Source organism: Anaerostipes sp. 494a, assembly GCF_001940315.1.
Classification (GTDB): Bacteria; Bacillota; Clostridia; order Lachnospirales; family Lachnospiraceae; genus Anaerostipes; species Anaerostipes faecalis.
In genome coordinates this window covers 1,831,742-1,847,848 of record NZ_MJIF01000001.1, presented here as the reverse complement: position 1 = coordinate 1,847,848, position 16,107 = coordinate 1,831,742, and the positions used below count along the sequence as shown (strand labels likewise).

The following is a 16,107-nucleotide window of genomic DNA, read 5'->3' as shown; positions in this document are numbered from 1 at the left end:
ATTAACTTTTTTATTGAAGCTCCATTATATATCTTTGCAGATTTCACGTCAAGTTTTGCCTTTTTATCTAAACGCAAAAATATCACGACTTTTGCCGTGATATTTTTGGTGCCTAACCATAGCATATAAGCTACCGTTATAAAGAAGTTTATATTAAATTTTTATCTTTTATCTTGAAGACGGGTCTTTGACACTTGTATTTTAGTAATATTATAAAGAATCCTTTATTTAAGCCATTTATGGCTTATTTTTTTGTCAAATTTAACGTTTTTATCTGTGCTTGTTTGTGCTTGTGTGTTATAATATATATAAGGAGTGATTTGTTATGTATATAAACATTACTGGTAGTCAAAACAACAAGGACGTATATATTTACCAATCTTACAGAAAAGAAAACGGAAAATCGTCTTCTCGCATTTACAAAAAACTTGGAAAATACAATGACCTTTTAGAACGGTTTTCAGGCGACAAAGAAAAAATGATGGATTGGGCCAAGGCAGAAGCTGCGAAAGAAACTGCCCTTTATAATCAGCAAAGAGAACAAATCTCTGTCAGATTTTCTCAAACAGCACGTATTCCTTTGGAGGAAGAGCGTTTATTCAACATAGGATATCTCTTTTTGCAGCAGTTATGTTCCGAATTAAGACTAACTAACATTTGCAGGAACATTCGTAACCGTCATAAATTCACTTACGACTTTCACGCGATTCTCACAGATTTGATCTATGTGAGAATCCTATCTCCTTCCAGCAAGATGAGCAGCTATTCTTTCTGTCATTCTCTTTTGGAACCGCCTAAATATTCTTTGCAGAATGTTTATCGTGCTCTTTCTGTTATGGCAGAGGAATCGGATTACATCCAAGAAGAACTTTATCGAAATTCAAACTTTGTTCATCATCGCAATTCAAAAATCTTGTATTACGATTGCGCGAATTACTATTTCGAAATCGAAGAAGAAAGTGGTGACAAAAAATACGGTAAAAATAAAGAACATAGGCCGAATCCAATCGTTACTATGGGACTTTTTATGGATGCTGATGGCATACCACTTGCTTTTGATATTTTCCCCGGAAATCAAAACGAACAGCTCACACTAAAACCATTAGAGACAAAAGTAATTAAAGATTTTGATTGCAGCGAATTTATCTTTTGTTCGGATGCCGGCTTAGGAAGCGTAAAAAACAGATTTCTAAACAGCTTTGGGAATCGTTCTTATGTGATCACTTACTCATTAAAAAAAATGAAACAGGAAGATCGTGAAATAGCCCTGAATCCAACTCAATTTAAAGTTCCTGGTTCGAATAAAATGATTGATCTAAGAACCCTTGACGAAACGGATCCGGATGTATTTCATACGGTTTATTACAAAGAAGTACCTCTTGTGACCGGAGATATGGATGAAACGATTATTGTTACTTACTCTCCTAAATATAAAGCTTATCAACAAAAAATTCGTAATCGTCAGATTGACCGTGCACTGAAAATGATTCAGTCTCCAGGAAAATGCAGACGAGGGAAGAATCAAAACGATCCTGCACGATTCATTCAAAAGACTAGCATTACACCAGATGGTGAAATCGCAGATAAGTCTGTTTATGAATTGGATGAAGAACGCATAAATGAAGAATCCATGTATGATGGTTTTTATGCTGTTGTAACAAACCTTGAAGATAACCCAGCAGAAATCATTAAGATTAACAAGCAACGTTGGGAAATCGAAGAGAACTTTCGGATCATGAAATCCGATTTCGAAGCCAGACCCGTCTATGTACAGAGAGACGATCGTATCAAAGCACATTTTCTTACGTGTTATATCAGTCTCTTAGTATATAGATTATTAGAAAAGAAACTGGGGGAAGGGTTTACATGTACTCAGATTTTGGAAACACTACGTGGTATGAATATGACACTATTAAGCAAGGACAGTGGTTACATTCCTTCTTACAAACGCACAAAACTAACAGATGCTCTTCACAGTTCATTTGGATTAAGAACAGACTTTGAATTTATATCAAAAGCCTCCATGCGAGGAATTATTTCAAAGACAAAAAAGATAACTAGCACAAAAGCAAAAATATAGCACATATCGATGCAAACGAACAAACAGCCGAAAAGCCTATAAATACAGGCTTTTCGGCTGTTTTGTCTTTTATTAACTGTCAAAGATGGGATTATAAAATTCATATATAATATGTCAAGCATATCCTCAAGTTTAATCTTTGAATCTATTTATTTTTCACTTTTGGCTGCTGCTGTGTAATACAGTGGATATTTCCACCACCATATGCAACTTCTTCTGTCCGTACTCCTACAACTTTTCGTTCAGGAAAGATTGCCTGAATCTGTTCCAGTGCCAGAGCATCATTTTCATCTCCATACTGTGGTACAATAACTCCTCCATTAACAATCAGGAAATTCATATAAGATGCGATAGAAATTTCACCGTCTTCTCTTGGAATGGTTCCTTCCATTTTATCAATGGTGTCTGCACCCTTTAAATATACAGGATTTTTAGTAACACAGGCTTTATGTACCTTAAGCTTACGTCCTTTGGCATCCACTGCCTGAGACAGTGTTTCATAAGCAGCCCTTGCTTCTTTGTAAAATGGATGTTTTGGATCATCGCTCCAGATGCATGCTACTTCTCCCGGACGGATGTACTGTACCACATCATCAATATGTCCGTTGGTTTCATATGGATCCACACCATCTTTAACCCAGATAACCGTTTCACAGTTAAGATAATCTTTCAGCATCTGCTCAATTTCCTCTTTCGTCATATGTGAATTTCTTCCTTCGCTCAACAGACACATTTCTGTAGTAATAACTGTTCCTTCTCCATCCACATGGAAAGATCCCCCTTCCAGAACAAATCCTTCAGTACGATAAGAATCGATTCCTTCCATCTCACATACTTTCTGTGCAACCTGATCATCCTGATCCCATGGGAAATACAGTCCGTCCACCAGACCTCCCCATGCATTGAAAGTCCAGTCACATCCTCGGATCTCTCCATTGTCATTGATGACAAATGTCGGTCCACAGTCACGAATCCATGCATCATTGCTTGTCATTTCCACAACCCGGATGTTATCTGGCAGCTGCGCTCTGCAGTTTCCATACTGAGCAGGAGATGCGCAGACAGTCACAGGTTCAAACTGACGAATAGCTTTAGCTACTTCCATAAATGTTTTCTGGGCTGGTTTTGCCCCTTCTCTCCAGTTATCCGTGCGTTCCGGCCAAAGCATCCAGATTTGCTCCTGTTCCTCAAATTCTCCAGGCATACGGAATCCATCCTGTTTCGGTGTTGTATTTAAAATTCTTTTTGACATAACTAGCAACCTTCCTTTCTGCAGTTTTTTCGTTTCATACATACAATAATTTCTCCTATAAGAATACACAAAATAGCTCCTATGGTAATCGGCAGCACTCCTTCCAGAGTTTCCCTATCTAAAGATAACGGAACTGCTGTAAAAATTAATGAAATCACCAGCATAATCATAGGCACAATGGCAATGATGTGAATTGCAGCCGGTCCGCCCGGCACCTTAAACGGCCGCGGACGATCTCCATCTATGTTACGAAGCTTCAAAAATGCTGGAAATACCGGCACATAAGCCAGCAGGAACATAAAAAGATTCAGTGCGAAGAAACACCAGAACAATTCCTGATTAGGAATAAACGGAGCAATGATCAAAATAAGACTTGCAACAATCCCGTTCATAATAGATGCCCCGACCGGCATATCATTTTTTGCACTGCGTATACCAAATACAGACGGCATATCACCATTATCTGCCGCATATGCTGCAACATTATTAACACCCAAAGACCAGGAAATCATATTTCCAAACAGAGTAAGCAGAAATGCTATTGCAACCACAGTTACAATAATTCCTGTAGGATGTCCGGTCAGCAGCTGAATACTATCCAAAAGTCCTGTGCTGGTACTGATCTGATCTGTAGGAATCGCTACTCCGATACCAAATGCCATAAAAATATAAATGGCAGCAATAGCAACTCCTCCAATAATGATTGCCTGTGGTATCTGCTTTTTGGGATTTTCCATATCGTCTGCAAAGGTACATACAACTTCAAATCCCAGACAATTAAAAATAATAACGGAAATATAAGATAAACTATCCAGGTCAAAGCTTGGCAACAAAGATTTCAACGTGTAGGTGTTGGCCATTCCATGATTGACAGCACCGTAAATTCCGAGAATTCCAAGGGTCAGTGCAATAAGTACCTTAATCACAGCTGCACCATTTAAAATCCATGTGCTGTCACAGACCGGGAAAAAACTGATAAATATGACAATCCATATAAAAGCCAGTTCAATAATCAATGACGGAACCACTCCCATCTGTATTCCAGTCAGCATACCGATGGTATCCGGAAACATCAGTGCCAGAGATGCCATCCATAAAGGGAAATTAATCCAGTAATACCAGGACACCCGTCCGCCCCAACGCTTTCCATAGGCCTTAGATACCCAATCATAAATTCCTCCCTCTCCTTCATAGGTTGTTCCAAGCTCTGCTGAAATCAATCCATACGGAAGAAGAAATGTAATCAATAAGAAAATCCACCAGAAATACTGTGAATTTCCAACGGCCGCCACCGGTGCTGCTGCCTCCGCAACAAACACAACGCAGATAACCGTCATAACCGCATCCATTAAATGAAATTCTTTCTTCATACTACTGTCCTTTCCTTATCTGCCGTGACTCATTAATGTCTGATACATTTCCGGACGACGATCTCTGAATACACCCCAGTTTCTTCTGGTTTCTGCAATCTCATCCAAATCAAATTCTGCAGTTAGAATACCTTCGGATTCTCTGTCCATTCCTTCAATAATATCACCATGTTCATCGGCAATAAAAGAAGAACCATAAAATGTCATTTCCGTACCATCTTTTTCGGTACCAACTCGATTTGATGCAATTACCGGCATAATATTTGCTGCCGCATGTCCCTGCATGCAATGACGCCAGTGCGGCATGGAATCATGCTGAAGTATCGGTTCATTTCCAATAGCTGTCGGATAAAATAACATTTCTGCGCCAAGCAGTGCCATGCTTCTTGCACATTCTGGAAACCACTGATCCCAGCAAATACCTACACCAATGGTTCCAAATTTTGTCTTCCAGACCTTGAATCCTGTATCTCCCGGTGTAAAATAAAATTTTTCTGCATATGGAAGACCATCTGGGATATGGGTTTTACGGTAAATTCCAAGAACCGTTCCATCTGCATCAATAATAGCAATGGAATTGAATGCTGTATTTCCTGCTTTTTCATAAAAACTGACAGGAATTACTACATTTAATTCCTTTGCAACTTTTTTAAAACGGGCAATGGCCTTATTATCTTCTGGAGCAGAAGCAATATCAAAATATTTAAAATCCTGTCTCTGACAGAAATATGGTGTTTCAAATAATTCCTGCAGCAAAATAATATTGGCTCCACAAGCTGCTGCTTCTTTTACCATACTCTCTGCTTTATTCAGATTTTCTTCCAGATTCCATGTACACGCCATTTGTGTGGCTGCTACTTTTACATTTCTCATGTGCGTCTTTCCTTTCTTGATATGTCTCTCTTAACATTGCTATCATATATTGAAAAGAAGAGGCAACCTCCCCTTTGGGGAAATTGCCTCTTTGCAACTTATTTGAGAGAAAATTTATTTGTTGAAGTAATTATAATTCAAGAAAAAGGAGAAATTCAATTCTATCATTATAGAAATAATGTATTGTTTATGATAAATAAATAGAACTTTGATTCTATAAAGCAGAATCTAAGTTCTATTTATCATTTATTCCACCGAATTGGAATCTACCATCTCATAAAGCTGTATCCGCTGACTAATTCCCATTTTCTGATACAAATGATTGCAATGCTTTCTCAAGGTACTGATACTTATGCCTAATTCCTGTGCGATCTCTTCTGCTGAAGCATCATGTATCAAATAACCGAGTACCATAGTCTCTTTTGGACTCAGGTGATATTGGTCCGCGCACTGGGACACTGAAAATTTCTGATGTATTTTGCTTTCCCTTTCCCGATAGAGACGAAGAGCAAGGTGATCTTTTAGCATATCCAGGACAAAAATATCTTCATATCGAAAATCTTCCTTTCCCTTTTTTCTAAAAAAAGACATGACTCCCAAAAACTGCTCCTGATAGCAAATATTTAAATGTAGAGAATAATGCCATCCCTGCACATCATAAACCGCTTTATAATAGTCTGTATTCTTACGAACCTCATCCTCTGCCAGGTCACTTTCCCGATAAGCAATATTTTTCCCGGTAAACATCAACCCCTCAGAATAATCCATATTCTTAAAGTGTGACACATAATCATTCATATCTTCCAGAGAATATTCAATACCCACAGGTTCTGTCAATTCTTTTTCATTAAACGGAGATGCAAGATAAAAAGAAGCACTGTCAAAATCTATCAAATTCTCCAGCCTCTTCATAATTGAAAGCCTCATTTGTTTCTCATCAGATATACTATGGATTTTATAAGTTATTGAGTTAAGGATTATCCAATCACTGTTTTTCAGCATATGTTCACCTCGAATCTAAAAAATTCCCATACAACAACATTTAACCTTGAAAAAGTTCTTGTGATAATCGTGTCCCGATGGTCATGCTTTCAAAAACATGCTGTTCCATTTTTCTAACAGGCATAATTCCCAATAAAGAATTGGTCAAAAACATCTCATCATATTTTGTAACATCTTCAGGCAAAATGATTTTTTCTTGAATTTTAAACGTATGTAATAAATATTCTCTTATTATACCAGGAAGCAGTCCACATGAAAGAGGTGGTGTAAATATTTCTTTATTTTTAACAAAAAAAACATTGGTTGTAGCACCTTCCGCGATTTCCCCCTTTGTATTTAAGAAAACAGGCTCATCAATTCCTGATTTTCTGGCATGGCGTTTTTCCATAATGCAGTCACCATAATTTAACGTTTTATGGTAGGTAAAAGGAGAAGTTTCATTTCTTCGGACGTTGGAAATTGCAACAGTAAAGCCTTTTTTGTAATCCTCTCTTTGATAAGTATTGGTTCGTATACAGGTAACAATATTTTTTTCTGACACAATTAATTTTAAAACCTTTCGACCATATTGAATATCCTCATCCTTTAAAGCACTGTTTACTTTTACCTTGATGTCATCATCTAAAGATTGATTCAACCCTAAAATTTTGCAAAGTTTCTTCATATTCAAATTCCAAATCGGATTCGCATGTAATACCACCACCGACACCAAGATGATACATTTTGTTCTGATGAATCGCAGTTCGAATGATAATATTAAAATCACAGTTTCCGTCAAAAGAAAAATATCCCAGTGATCCAGTATATAAATTCCGTCTATCGTGCTCCAATTCGTCAATGATCTCCATTGCACGTATTTTAGGTGCACCTGTTATGGAATCACCCGGGAAAACTGCTCCCAATAAATCAGAAATCTCCAGGTTCTCCTTTAATGTTCCGATAATAGTTGTTACCAAATGGAAGACTGTAGCATAAGTTTCTACTTCAAAATGTCTGGTAACATTTACACTGCCGGATTTACATATATGATTTAAGTCATTTCTTTCTAAATCTACGATCATTAGAAGTTCACTACGATCCTTAGAGGAATTTTGCAATTCTTCTTTTAAAAGAATATCTTCCTGTTTTGTTTCTCCGCGTTTTCTTGTTCCCTTAATAGGGCGGGTTTCTATACGATCTTTTTTTATTTGCAGGAACCGTTCAGGAGAAACACTGATAATCTGAAAATCCCCACATTGAAAAAAACTTCCAAAAGGAGCAGGATTATATGTACGCAAATAACGATAAACATCATAAGGGTCCTTTTTGCTCTCTATGGTTAATTGTTGCGTCATATTTGCAATGTAAATATCTCCCTCAACAATATAAGAAATCATTTTCTGAATGGCATTTTTATAATCTTCCTTAGTAAAGTTCGGTATAAATTCGGCAAAAGAATTATGTTTTTCAGGAATTTTATAAGATTGACATTCCTTTATTTCTGTTTTTAATCTTTCCATTGCAATATCAGGATCCTCCAGCTCTCCTCTGGCAGTAATATATAAAGTTTGCTCTGATTTATCATCAATAATCAGTAAATCATGAAAGACAAACAATGCATCCGGTATAAAAAGCTTTTTAGGATGACGGCTATGTATATCTTCAAATTTTCTTCCATAATCATAAGAAAAATATCCAAAAGCACCGGAAATCAAAGGCAGGCTTGTGGGATTATTTTCTTTATACCGCTCTAAATACTTTTGCACACCTTGTTCAAAGCTTTCCACCTGAGGTACATCATTTTTATAAAAGACTCCGTCTATTTCCTTTAAAATAAGATAGGGATTCAACCCTATCATAGAATATTTCCCCTGTTGATTTTCTAATGAAGAGTCTAAAAAAATCGCCATGTTATCATTTTTGTATTGTTCAAAAATATTCTCTGCTTTTCTATAAAAATCTAATTTACAAATTTTTGTTGCCATGAGTATTATACCATCCATTACATATTTTTATAAAATTCTTAAGTAATCCATGACCGTATTCTGTCAAAACTGCTTCAGGGTGAAATTGAACCCCATATATGGGATATATTTTATGATGTATCCCCATAATCACCCCATCTTCAGATTGGGCGTCTATTTCTAATGCATCTGGAAAATCATCATCACTAATGACTAAAGAATGATATCTTGTAACATAATAAGACTTTGGCAAGTTTAAAAAAAGATTCCTTTGATTATTAAATATTCTGCTAACTTTACCATGCATAGGTTGTACGCCTTTTTTGATGGTTGCACCAAATACATGTCCAATAATCTGATGTCCGAGACAGACACCTAAAATTGGAACTTTACCAGCCATTTCATTTACTATTTCTTTGCATGATCCACAGTCTTCAGGACTTTTCGGACCAGGTGATATGATAATGCCTTTTAAGATACCACGGCCCAAAAATTCTTTTATTTTTTCTATGGTAATCTTATCATTTCGTACCAATGCTACATCTTCTCCGTATTCCTGTAAGTAGCAAACGAGATTATATACAAAAGAGTCATAATTATCAATCATTAAATACATATTTTCCTCCAAAAAAAACTGCCAAAAAAAGATTCCAAATCGAATCCTTTTTTGGCAGTTTCCCATTTTACAGGCACACCAGTTATTTTTGTTATTTTACCATAGCTTCGTTAAACTGTCCATTTTTTTATATTTCTCAATCTACTCCATGGTAATGCTCTCTCCCTCAGTTAGATTTCTGTAATCTATTACCAGTGCTTTCCCTATAAATTAATCTGCCGGGAAACAATCCAGAGTGATACTTCATTATTTTTATATAGCAAAAAACCCGGAAGAGTGCAAGCACTCTCCGGGCTAATTTGTACTTATCTAAGCTTATCGTTGCTTTCGCGTAGATTACTCGATAATAGATGCAACTCTACCTGAACCTACTGTACGTCCACCTTCACGGTATCAGAATGGCGTGTTGCAGAGGCTAAATGGTTATTTTCCGTTCATTTTGTACGGAAAAATGCGGATTTTCCGCTGTGTCCGTGTGGTTTTTGAGGATTTTGTTATCATGGTGTTATCAATTTTTATATGTAGTATTACAATATAGATGTGTCACCTGTCCGTTTTTGATAGAATTATCTCCTCCATCCTCTTTTCTTTTTATATGATCTATTGAAATAGACTTATTATCCAGATATCCTCCACATATCGGGCATTTCGGTAATGTTGATACAAAAGTTCTTATTTTTATTTGTTGTTTCCGACCTCTGGAGAAATTACTTTTCACTGATACTTCTTCATTATCAACAATCTCCGTTTGAAGAAATTTAAATGCGTCTTCCTGTTTTAACAGTTCTATAATTTGCTCTGTATTATACTCTGGATATTTATTTAGTTTCTTCATGATAATTATAAAATAATCTTTAACATAAAAATATGCACGTTTAGATTGACGATACTTTCGAATAATTTGTTGAACCAGAAAATTATACTGATATATTATCTGTTCGAATTTCTCTCTTATAGCAATAAATTCATTCAACTTTTTATATTCTATCAATTCTTTTACAAATAACAAAATTCCATAATACGATCCTATTTTGTGTTTTCCTATATCCGAATAAAAATATATAAACGGATGTAATCCAAGAGAAAATTTTTCTTTCGAATTAATATACTGCAAAATTTTAAGTGTATTATCAATACATTTTAATACTTCATTCTCAGATGCTTTTTTAGCCATGTCCAATTTTGTAATTCCATTACATATTTTTACAGTTTGAGTAACTACATCTAATGTGAAGGTTGATATTTGAGCTCCACCTATTGGCAAATTATTTATATCATTCGATATATATTGTCCTTTGCCAAACATCAGAATATTTGCTTCTTTTGATTTATCAATTATCTTCTTCTGCACTTCTTCATTAAAAGATGACCAATAATTATAACCTTTACCGGCTCTAACAATCGCTCTAGCCGCAAGTGCATATGCATAGTTTCTATTCTGGATCAATTCTAACTCCGCATTACTTATTTTGGTTGCTAATTGATTAATTTTTAAAAATGAATCTTCTGCTTTATCCGCATTTCCTTCAACCCATTGTAATTGTAATGCTAATGCCCCCAAATTTTTTGCAATTTTTTTCTTTCTCTCATCAGAAGAAATATTAATATTTCTGCAAATTTCCATTATTTCTCTAAATGATCCAATTTTTTCATTTACGAGTTTTCTTGTCTTTTCGGCTATTTTTCTTTGTTCTTCAGATATATAATTTTCATAATACTTTAGTGATACTATACCATCACCATAATCATCATTTATCCAAGCTCCCAAACTACTAAGCCTATGAGCACCATCAATTACAAAAATATATCCACTTTGATTTCTCCATAATATAATTGCCGGAATTAATTCTCCATCTACAAAACTTTCAATCATGGCACAGATTTTTTTAGGATCCCATTCATTTGTTTCCCTTTGAAAAATCGGTTTTCTCAATGCAGCAAAAAAGAATGAATCATACTTTAGGTCCTCGATTGATAATGTTGTTTTATTCCGTGTATTTCCTCCATTCCCTATATCGGAAACTATTTCAAAATCTTCTCTCGGAATTAATGCATCTAATACAACTGTTTGCATAAGCTACCTCCCATAATAATCTTTTACCTTCTTTCCAGAGCAACAACTTCTCCAGCACAGTCATTCATTCTAAGATATCCTTTTTCCAAATTAAGTATATTTTCTACTATTTCTTCCGAAATACTTGCACCTTTTTCAGAAATCACGTCCAGAAATTCACGTCCTGTTATTTTATCCTCTTCAATAATCATTTTCATCGCTTCTTTTAAATATCTCGGTTGCATTTGTTTCGTTTCTTTATCATAAGGCTCACACGTTCTGTACCCTTTTTGTGACAACTGTTTCATCAGATATTGATATTGATTTGTTGTAATCTCTTCCAACTGTCTCGCTCTTACTATCAAAGCTGCAGCAGATATACCATATTTTTTTTTCATTTGAATATAGAAATTAAGTTCTGTCTTTGCACTTGTCTGCAAATCCATTCTGTAAACTTCTTCCGGTACCAGTAATGCTCCTGCAAAGCGATTCATTGTATCTTCCATTTCTTTATATTCAACTTTACTCATTCCTTCTATATCATAAAAATCGTCTAATAACAAATGTCCCAGTTCATGTGCAGCACTGAAATTTCTTCTAAATGCATTTTCCTTATCGTCTCCTAATATTACAACGGCAATTATTTTGTCGTTTATATTTTCAATCTGACTAAAGGCATCTATTTTTCTTCCATTTGTAAATCTTGTGCTGACAATAACCCCATTCTTTTCCAGTACGCTGACAAGATTTAATATTCTCCCGTTTCCCAGTTTCCAAAATTCACGTACTTTTTTTGCCAGTGTTTCTACATCAAAATCAAAATCCTCCGGAACTGTATACAGATTAAGTTCCGGAAACGCTATATATTCATCGATTCCCCGATAAATGGATACCAACAGCTTAACACATTCTATTTGTGCCAGACGCTCTTTATTACTTGTGGATGATAGTGATCTGAAATACGTATCGCCAACTACTACTTTATCTTCTGGGGTTTCATAAAAATACTCTCTCGGAAATTTTAATATTTGCATTATTCTCATTAATGTTTCTAATTTAGGTTCTGCTTTGCTGTTTTCAAACTGAGATATTGCCTGTTTTGACACGTTCGACATTTTAGCTACTTCTGATATTGTCATCCCTCTATACAAACGTGCAGCCTTTAATCTATTTCCATTAAATCCAGATTGAACTCTCATCACGTCATTCTATTCCTCCAGTGTTATTTCTGTTCAGCACCTTGGTGCTCTTCTTTCCTTTTTCTTCTACAAAGCCTTGGTTTGCGCTCCAGCATCACAATCTCTTCTGAGACTTCTTCTGATCCACCAGCATCATCAGTATAATATGATGCATTTAACAAATCGGCCCAGTCTTCTTCTTTATAGTAATTCATTCCAACTGCCGGAACAGTTCCTTTAATTGCAGTTACCTGACCATGTGAAATATCAAATGATATTAAAACATATCGCTCTATAGAACCATCTATTTTAGCAGTAAGTTTCTCCAGTATCCGATTTAAAGTTTCTTCGCCTTCCTCATCGTACATCATATCCGGAAACAAACATAACTGCTCATTTTCTACCACATACTCAGTTTTTAATCCTTCATTCAATCGACTCAGAGCATTCATGTAATGAAAAAGTTTTGTACTTTGATTTTTCTGTAGAGAAAGAAGATTTTTTTCTCTCATAAGTGTATAAAAATATCTTGTTCCACGATCATATATCCCTAAAAATTTCCATGGTCCACGGTACAGCACCTCAATCTGATATCTTCCTTCTTCCAAATCATTTTTTACTTCTCTGTTAATATAATTCCATTTTGCTCCTTCGCTTCCATTGTCTGTTGGAAATTCTTCTTCCAGCAAATAGTTTCGATATAAATAATCAGCATTTTCGATTGACTTAACAAGTAACTTGACAATACATGTATCTAATGGTATTTTTTCATTATATCGTTTCATATATTTTTCTCCTTTTAAATTCGCTCTTTTTATGTCATTTTACCATTTTTATTGTTTTTGTCAAGTAATTTTCCGTAATATAAAATGAATTCTAGTAATAGAATCCATTTTATATTACAAGTTCGCCATCCGAAGAAAATAGAAACTTTTCTATCAGAGCTATTATTTCCTGCTCTGTTTGTTTATTCTTCTTCATTTTCTTTATTGTACATTCCCATACAATTACCATTTTGACTTTTTTATCAATCAATTCTTTTCGAACAATTTCATCCCTCTTCACATTAACATCAAATTTTTTCTGCCAGAACTCCACCCTAGATTTAGGGATATAAGCATATTTGCATCCCTCATGCCTGTGCCAGAAACATCCATGTACAAAAATTGCTGTATTATATTTTTTCATATATATATCTGGATGTCCCGGCACACTTTTTGAATTCACTCCATATCTGTAACCTTTAGCAAACAACAATTTTCTCAGATATATTTCCGGTTTTGTGTTCTTTGAATGTATTGCTGCCATGTTTTTGCTGCGTTCTTCCGGACTCTTGATATCCATGTTTATCTCTGCTTTCTTTCATAAAATTTCTGCTTTTCTTTTACTTCTTCCATGAACATTTTCACTGAATAAAGCCATGCTCGCTGTTTTAATGTATATGTTTTATGAATTGGTAAAGGCAACACCAGTTGCAACTTTTTATTAATCATTTCATTAGTCTGGTTTTCACTTATTGCAGATTCAAGGGTCAGCAAGTGTTTTCGCTCTATTCGCTCCGCTTCAGATAATACTTGTCGCCATCTGTCTTTACATGTACTTTTTGCCCCCAACATTGTCAGTTCTATTTCCGGATATGTCTTATCTCTATACGCTTCTATATTGGGAAAAATAAAATCTGGTTTGGATTTATCTTCTGTAATCGGGGTGTGCGAATACACTATATTCTGTTCTCTAAGCAATGCTTCTATATGATTTTCCAAGGATAATCCGGCTCTGCTTTTTCTTCGATTCTGCACAGAAAGAGAAAATTGAATAAATGCATCCACATCAACCTCTTCACCAATTTTAAATCCCTGTTGAATTCGCTCTTTTATCAAATATTGTTCCAGCAATTTAAATAATGCTTCCTCTCGGTTCACCCATTTAAGCAAGGTATCATCTGGATTTTCTACAGGATCTACATCAGTAATAGTATTTCGTGCATATGCAGAAAACTCCCTTGTAGTTGGAAAACATCCATTGAATTGATTTAACATTGGTTCAAGATAAGATTCTATACTCCGATCCTCATACTCAATTCCTATTTGCTCTAAAATCATTCTGACTGCAAATTCAATTTGTTTGTCCCCACTGCTAAACTCAGTTCTCCCAATAAATCTGTCTGCATCTTTTTCATTCAAATCAAATAACCAGTACAACTGATTTTCTATTGTACTGTCTTTCTTTGCAATAATCATAAGTAATGTATCATCTGTTTTTTTACATATAAAAAGACTGTCTCCCGCTTTAGCGCGTTTTGATACTTCTGTTGTTGGAAAATAAAATCTCCACTCTGTTCTTTTTGGATTATTATACCTCGAATCGTACCACGTCATTTTCCCGGATGCGTCTATAGTAAAATCATCATCCATATATAAAAATATCGCATCAAATTCCCTTCTTTGAATATCTGTTCCTAATATCTGCCGCATAGCTTTATTTCCATTAAGCTCGTGCTGATTACTGCTTTCAATGTTAGCTTCAACTTCAGATAGTCTTTTTACAATCACACCAGAAAAGTATTTATTTAAATAACCCGTTTCCATTCCGCACCTTCTTTATCTAATCTGTCGATTTCATTTACAATCAACTTTGCAACTTCCCCTATCAAAGGAACTACTACAGAATTACCAAATTGCTTATATGCCTGTGTATCCGAAACAGGAATTTTAAATGTATCCGGAAATCCCTGCAGTCTTGCACATTCTCTCGGAGTCAGTCTCCGGGGATTTTTCCCTTCCTGGGCAATAAGTACTTCAGATCCATCTTTATAATATCTTGCACTCAATGTCCGGGATACTCCATCCAACGGTGCTATTCCATATCCAAACCCATTACCAGCAGCTCTGTGCTTTGCTGCATAATTTTGCAGATATGTCCACAATTTATCAGATAATGTATATTTATCTGCAACTTCTTTATCAAGAATATCTTTCATAACCGGTTTCGGAATGCGTGGTGTAAGATTAAATTCAAAATCAATTTTGTCTCCATATCGTTCTCTGTCAAATCCCACAATCAGTATTCTTTCTCTGTGCTGAGGAACATAATTCTGTCCGTCCAGTACTTTATAAAAAATTTCATAGTCTAATTCATCCAGTGACTCTTTGATTACCTGAAATGTTCTTCCTTTGTCATGACTGCATAAATTTTTAACATTTTCAAGCATAAATGCTTTTGGTCTTTTCTCTTTCAGTATCCTGCAAACATCAAAGAACAGCGTTCCCTGTGTTTTATCTTCAAACCCGGTAGCTCTGCCCATACTGTTTTTCTTTGATACACCTGCTATTGAAAAAGGCTGACACGGAAATCCTGCAACCAGAATATCGTGATCCGGAATATCTGTTGCATTAACTTTTGTAATATCTCCTTCCGGTTGTTCCCCGAAATTTGCAAAATAGGTCTGCTGGCTGTACTTATTCCATTCACTTGAATACACACATTGTCCGCCTGCCCGGTCAAAGGCAATACGCATCCCACCGATTCCTGCAAAAAGATCAATAAATGTAAATTTTTTCTCTTTTCCTATGTTCTTCTTTTTTTTCACATCACTCATATAATATGCTACCGCTTCTCTGACACAATCCTGCATACTTAATTCATTTTTTTCTGAATATGAATTCAATTCATTATACAGTTCGTCATCTACTCTTATATGTACCTGTCTCATAGTTCATCACTCCTGGGAATATATTTGT

The 16,107-nt window shown here is 35.4% G+C and carries 14 protein-coding genes; 1 reads left to right on the top strand and 13 read right to left on the bottom strand.

Annotated features, from left to right (window positions below; translation table 11 throughout):
- Positions 1-325: 325 nt before the first annotated feature.
- Positions 326-2,080 carry an IS1634 family transposase gene (locus BHF70_RS09185; RefSeq protein WP_075759937.1) on the top strand — a complete coding sequence of 585 codons (1,755 nt, stop codon included), beginning with the start codon at positions 326-328 and terminating at the stop codon, positions 2,078-2,080.
- 145 nt (positions 2,081-2,225) lie between these two features.
- Here the strand turns inward: BHF70_RS09185 and aguA are convergent, their stop codons facing one another.
- The 13 genes from aguA to dcm all read right to left on the bottom strand — a co-directional run bounded on the left by aguA (position 2,226) and on the right by dcm (position 16,079).
- Positions 2,226-3,332 carry an agmatine deiminase gene (gene aguA / locus BHF70_RS09180; RefSeq protein ID WP_075760580.1) on the bottom strand — a complete coding sequence of 369 codons (1,107 nt, stop codon included), beginning with the start codon at positions 3,330-3,332 and terminating at the stop codon, positions 2,226-2,228.
- A gap of 2 nt (positions 3,333-3,334) precedes the next feature.
- Positions 3,335-4,702 carry an APC family permease gene (locus BHF70_RS09175; protein WP_075759936.1) on the bottom strand — a complete coding sequence of 456 codons (1,368 nt, stop codon included), beginning with the start codon at positions 4,700-4,702 and terminating at the stop codon, positions 3,335-3,337.
- Between the two features lie 15 nt (positions 4,703-4,717).
- Entirely contained in the window at positions 4,718-5,575 is an 858-nt protein-coding gene (gene aguB / locus BHF70_RS09170) for an N-carbamoylputrescine amidase (protein WP_075759935.1), read from the bottom strand.
- 246 nt (positions 5,576-5,821) lie between these two features.
- Positions 5,822-6,502 carry a helix-turn-helix transcriptional regulator gene (locus BHF70_RS09165; RefSeq protein WP_158024886.1) on the bottom strand — a complete coding sequence of 227 codons (681 nt, stop codon included), beginning with the start codon at positions 6,500-6,502 and terminating at the stop codon, positions 5,822-5,824.
- A gap of 115 nt (positions 6,503-6,617) precedes the next feature.
- Positions 6,618-7,241: an aminotransferase class IV gene (locus tag BHF70_RS09160; RefSeq protein ID WP_083638394.1), complete on the bottom strand. Its 624-nt coding sequence runs from the start codon at positions 7,239-7,241 to the stop codon at positions 6,618-6,620.
- Positions 7,195-8,541, bottom strand: a complete 1,347-nt coding sequence (pabB, locus tag BHF70_RS09155) for an aminodeoxychorismate synthase component I (protein WP_075759932.1) — start codon at positions 8,539-8,541, stop codon at positions 7,195-7,197. Before pabB ends, BHF70_RS09160 begins: the two co-directional genes overlap by 47 nt.
- Positions 8,522-9,136: an anthranilate synthase component II gene (locus BHF70_RS09150; RefSeq protein WP_075759931.1), complete on the bottom strand. Its 615-nt coding sequence runs from the start codon at positions 9,134-9,136 to the stop codon at positions 8,522-8,524. The genes pabB and BHF70_RS09150 overlap by 20 nt, the downstream gene beginning before the upstream one ends.
- Positions 9,137-9,644: 508 nt before the next feature.
- Positions 9,645-11,210, bottom strand: coding sequence for an HNH endonuclease (locus BHF70_RS09145; protein ID WP_075759930.1), 1,566 nt, complete (start codon positions 11,208-11,210; stop codon positions 9,645-9,647).
- Positions 11,211-11,233: 23 nt separating this feature from the next.
- Complete coding sequence (locus BHF70_RS09140) at positions 11,234-12,388, bottom strand: helix-turn-helix domain-containing protein (RefSeq protein WP_075759929.1); 1,155 nt, start codon at positions 12,386-12,388, stop codon at positions 11,234-11,236.
- Between the two features lie 23 nt (positions 12,389-12,411).
- On the bottom strand, positions 12,412-13,152 hold the full coding sequence (locus tag BHF70_RS09135) for a DUF5986 family protein (protein ID WP_075759928.1): 741 nt from the start codon (positions 13,150-13,152) through the stop codon (positions 12,412-12,414).
- Between the two features lie 109 nt (positions 13,153-13,261).
- The gene (locus BHF70_RS09130; protein ID WP_075759927.1) at positions 13,262-13,711 is read right to left on the bottom strand and encodes a very short patch repair endonuclease; all 450 of its coding nucleotides are present in this window, start codon (positions 13,709-13,711) and stop codon (positions 13,262-13,264) included.
- 2 nt (positions 13,712-13,713) lie between these two features.
- The gene (locus BHF70_RS09125) at positions 13,714-14,955 is read right to left on the bottom strand and encodes a type II restriction endonuclease (protein WP_075759926.1); all 1,242 of its coding nucleotides are present in this window, start codon (positions 14,953-14,955) and stop codon (positions 13,714-13,716) included.
- Positions 14,937-16,079 (bottom strand): DNA (cytosine-5-)-methyltransferase, encoded by a 1,143-nt coding sequence (dcm, locus tag BHF70_RS09120; protein WP_075759925.1) that lies wholly within the window; start codon positions 16,077-16,079, stop codon positions 14,937-14,939. The genes BHF70_RS09125 and dcm overlap by 19 nt, the downstream gene beginning before the upstream one ends.
- Positions 16,080-16,107 lie beyond the last annotated feature (28 nt).

Coding starts and splice junctions, on each gene's coding strand:
- BHF70_RS09135 (WP_075759928.1), bottom strand. CDS start 13,152: ATGAAACGATATAATGAAAAAATACCATTAGATACATGTATTGTCAAG.
- dcm (WP_075759925.1), bottom strand. CDS start 16,079: ATGAGACAGGTACATATAAGAGTAGATGACGAACTGTATAATGAATTG.
- BHF70_RS09130 (WP_075759927.1), bottom strand. CDS start 13,711: ATGGATATCAAGAGTCCGGAAGAACGCAGCAAAAACATGGCAGCAATA.
- aguA (WP_075760580.1), bottom strand. CDS start 3,332: ATGTCAAAAAGAATTTTAAATACAACACCGAAACAGGATGGATTCCGT.
- BHF70_RS09125 (WP_075759926.1), bottom strand. CDS start 14,955: ATGGAAACGGGTTATTTAAATAAATACTTTTCTGGTGTGATTGTAAAA.
- BHF70_RS09150 (WP_075759931.1), bottom strand. CDS start 9,136: ATGTATTTAATGATTGATAATTATGACTCTTTTGTATATAATCTCGTT.
- BHF70_RS09165 (WP_158024886.1), bottom strand. CDS start 6,502: ATGAGGCTTTCAATTATGAAGAGGCTGGAGAATTTGATAGATTTTGAC.
- BHF70_RS09145 (WP_075759930.1), bottom strand. CDS start 11,210: ATGCAAACAGTTGTATTAGATGCATTAATTCCGAGAGAAGATTTTGAA.
- BHF70_RS09160 (WP_083638394.1), bottom strand. CDS start 7,241: ATGAAGAAACTTTGCAAAATTTTAGGGTTGAATCAATCTTTAGATGAT.
- BHF70_RS09185 (WP_075759937.1), top strand. CDS start 326: ATGTATATAAACATTACTGGTAGTCAAAACAACAAGGACGTATATATT.
- aguB (WP_075759935.1), bottom strand. CDS start 5,575: ATGAGAAATGTAAAAGTAGCAGCCACACAAATGGCGTGTACATGGAAT.
- pabB (WP_075759932.1), bottom strand. CDS start 8,541: ATGGCAACAAAAATTTGTAAATTAGATTTTTATAGAAAAGCAGAGAAT.
- BHF70_RS09140 (WP_075759929.1), bottom strand. CDS start 12,388: ATGAGAGTTCAATCTGGATTTAATGGAAATAGATTAAAGGCTGCACGT.
- BHF70_RS09175 (WP_075759936.1), bottom strand. CDS start 4,702: ATGAAGAAAGAATTTCATTTAATGGATGCGGTTATGACGGTTATCTGC.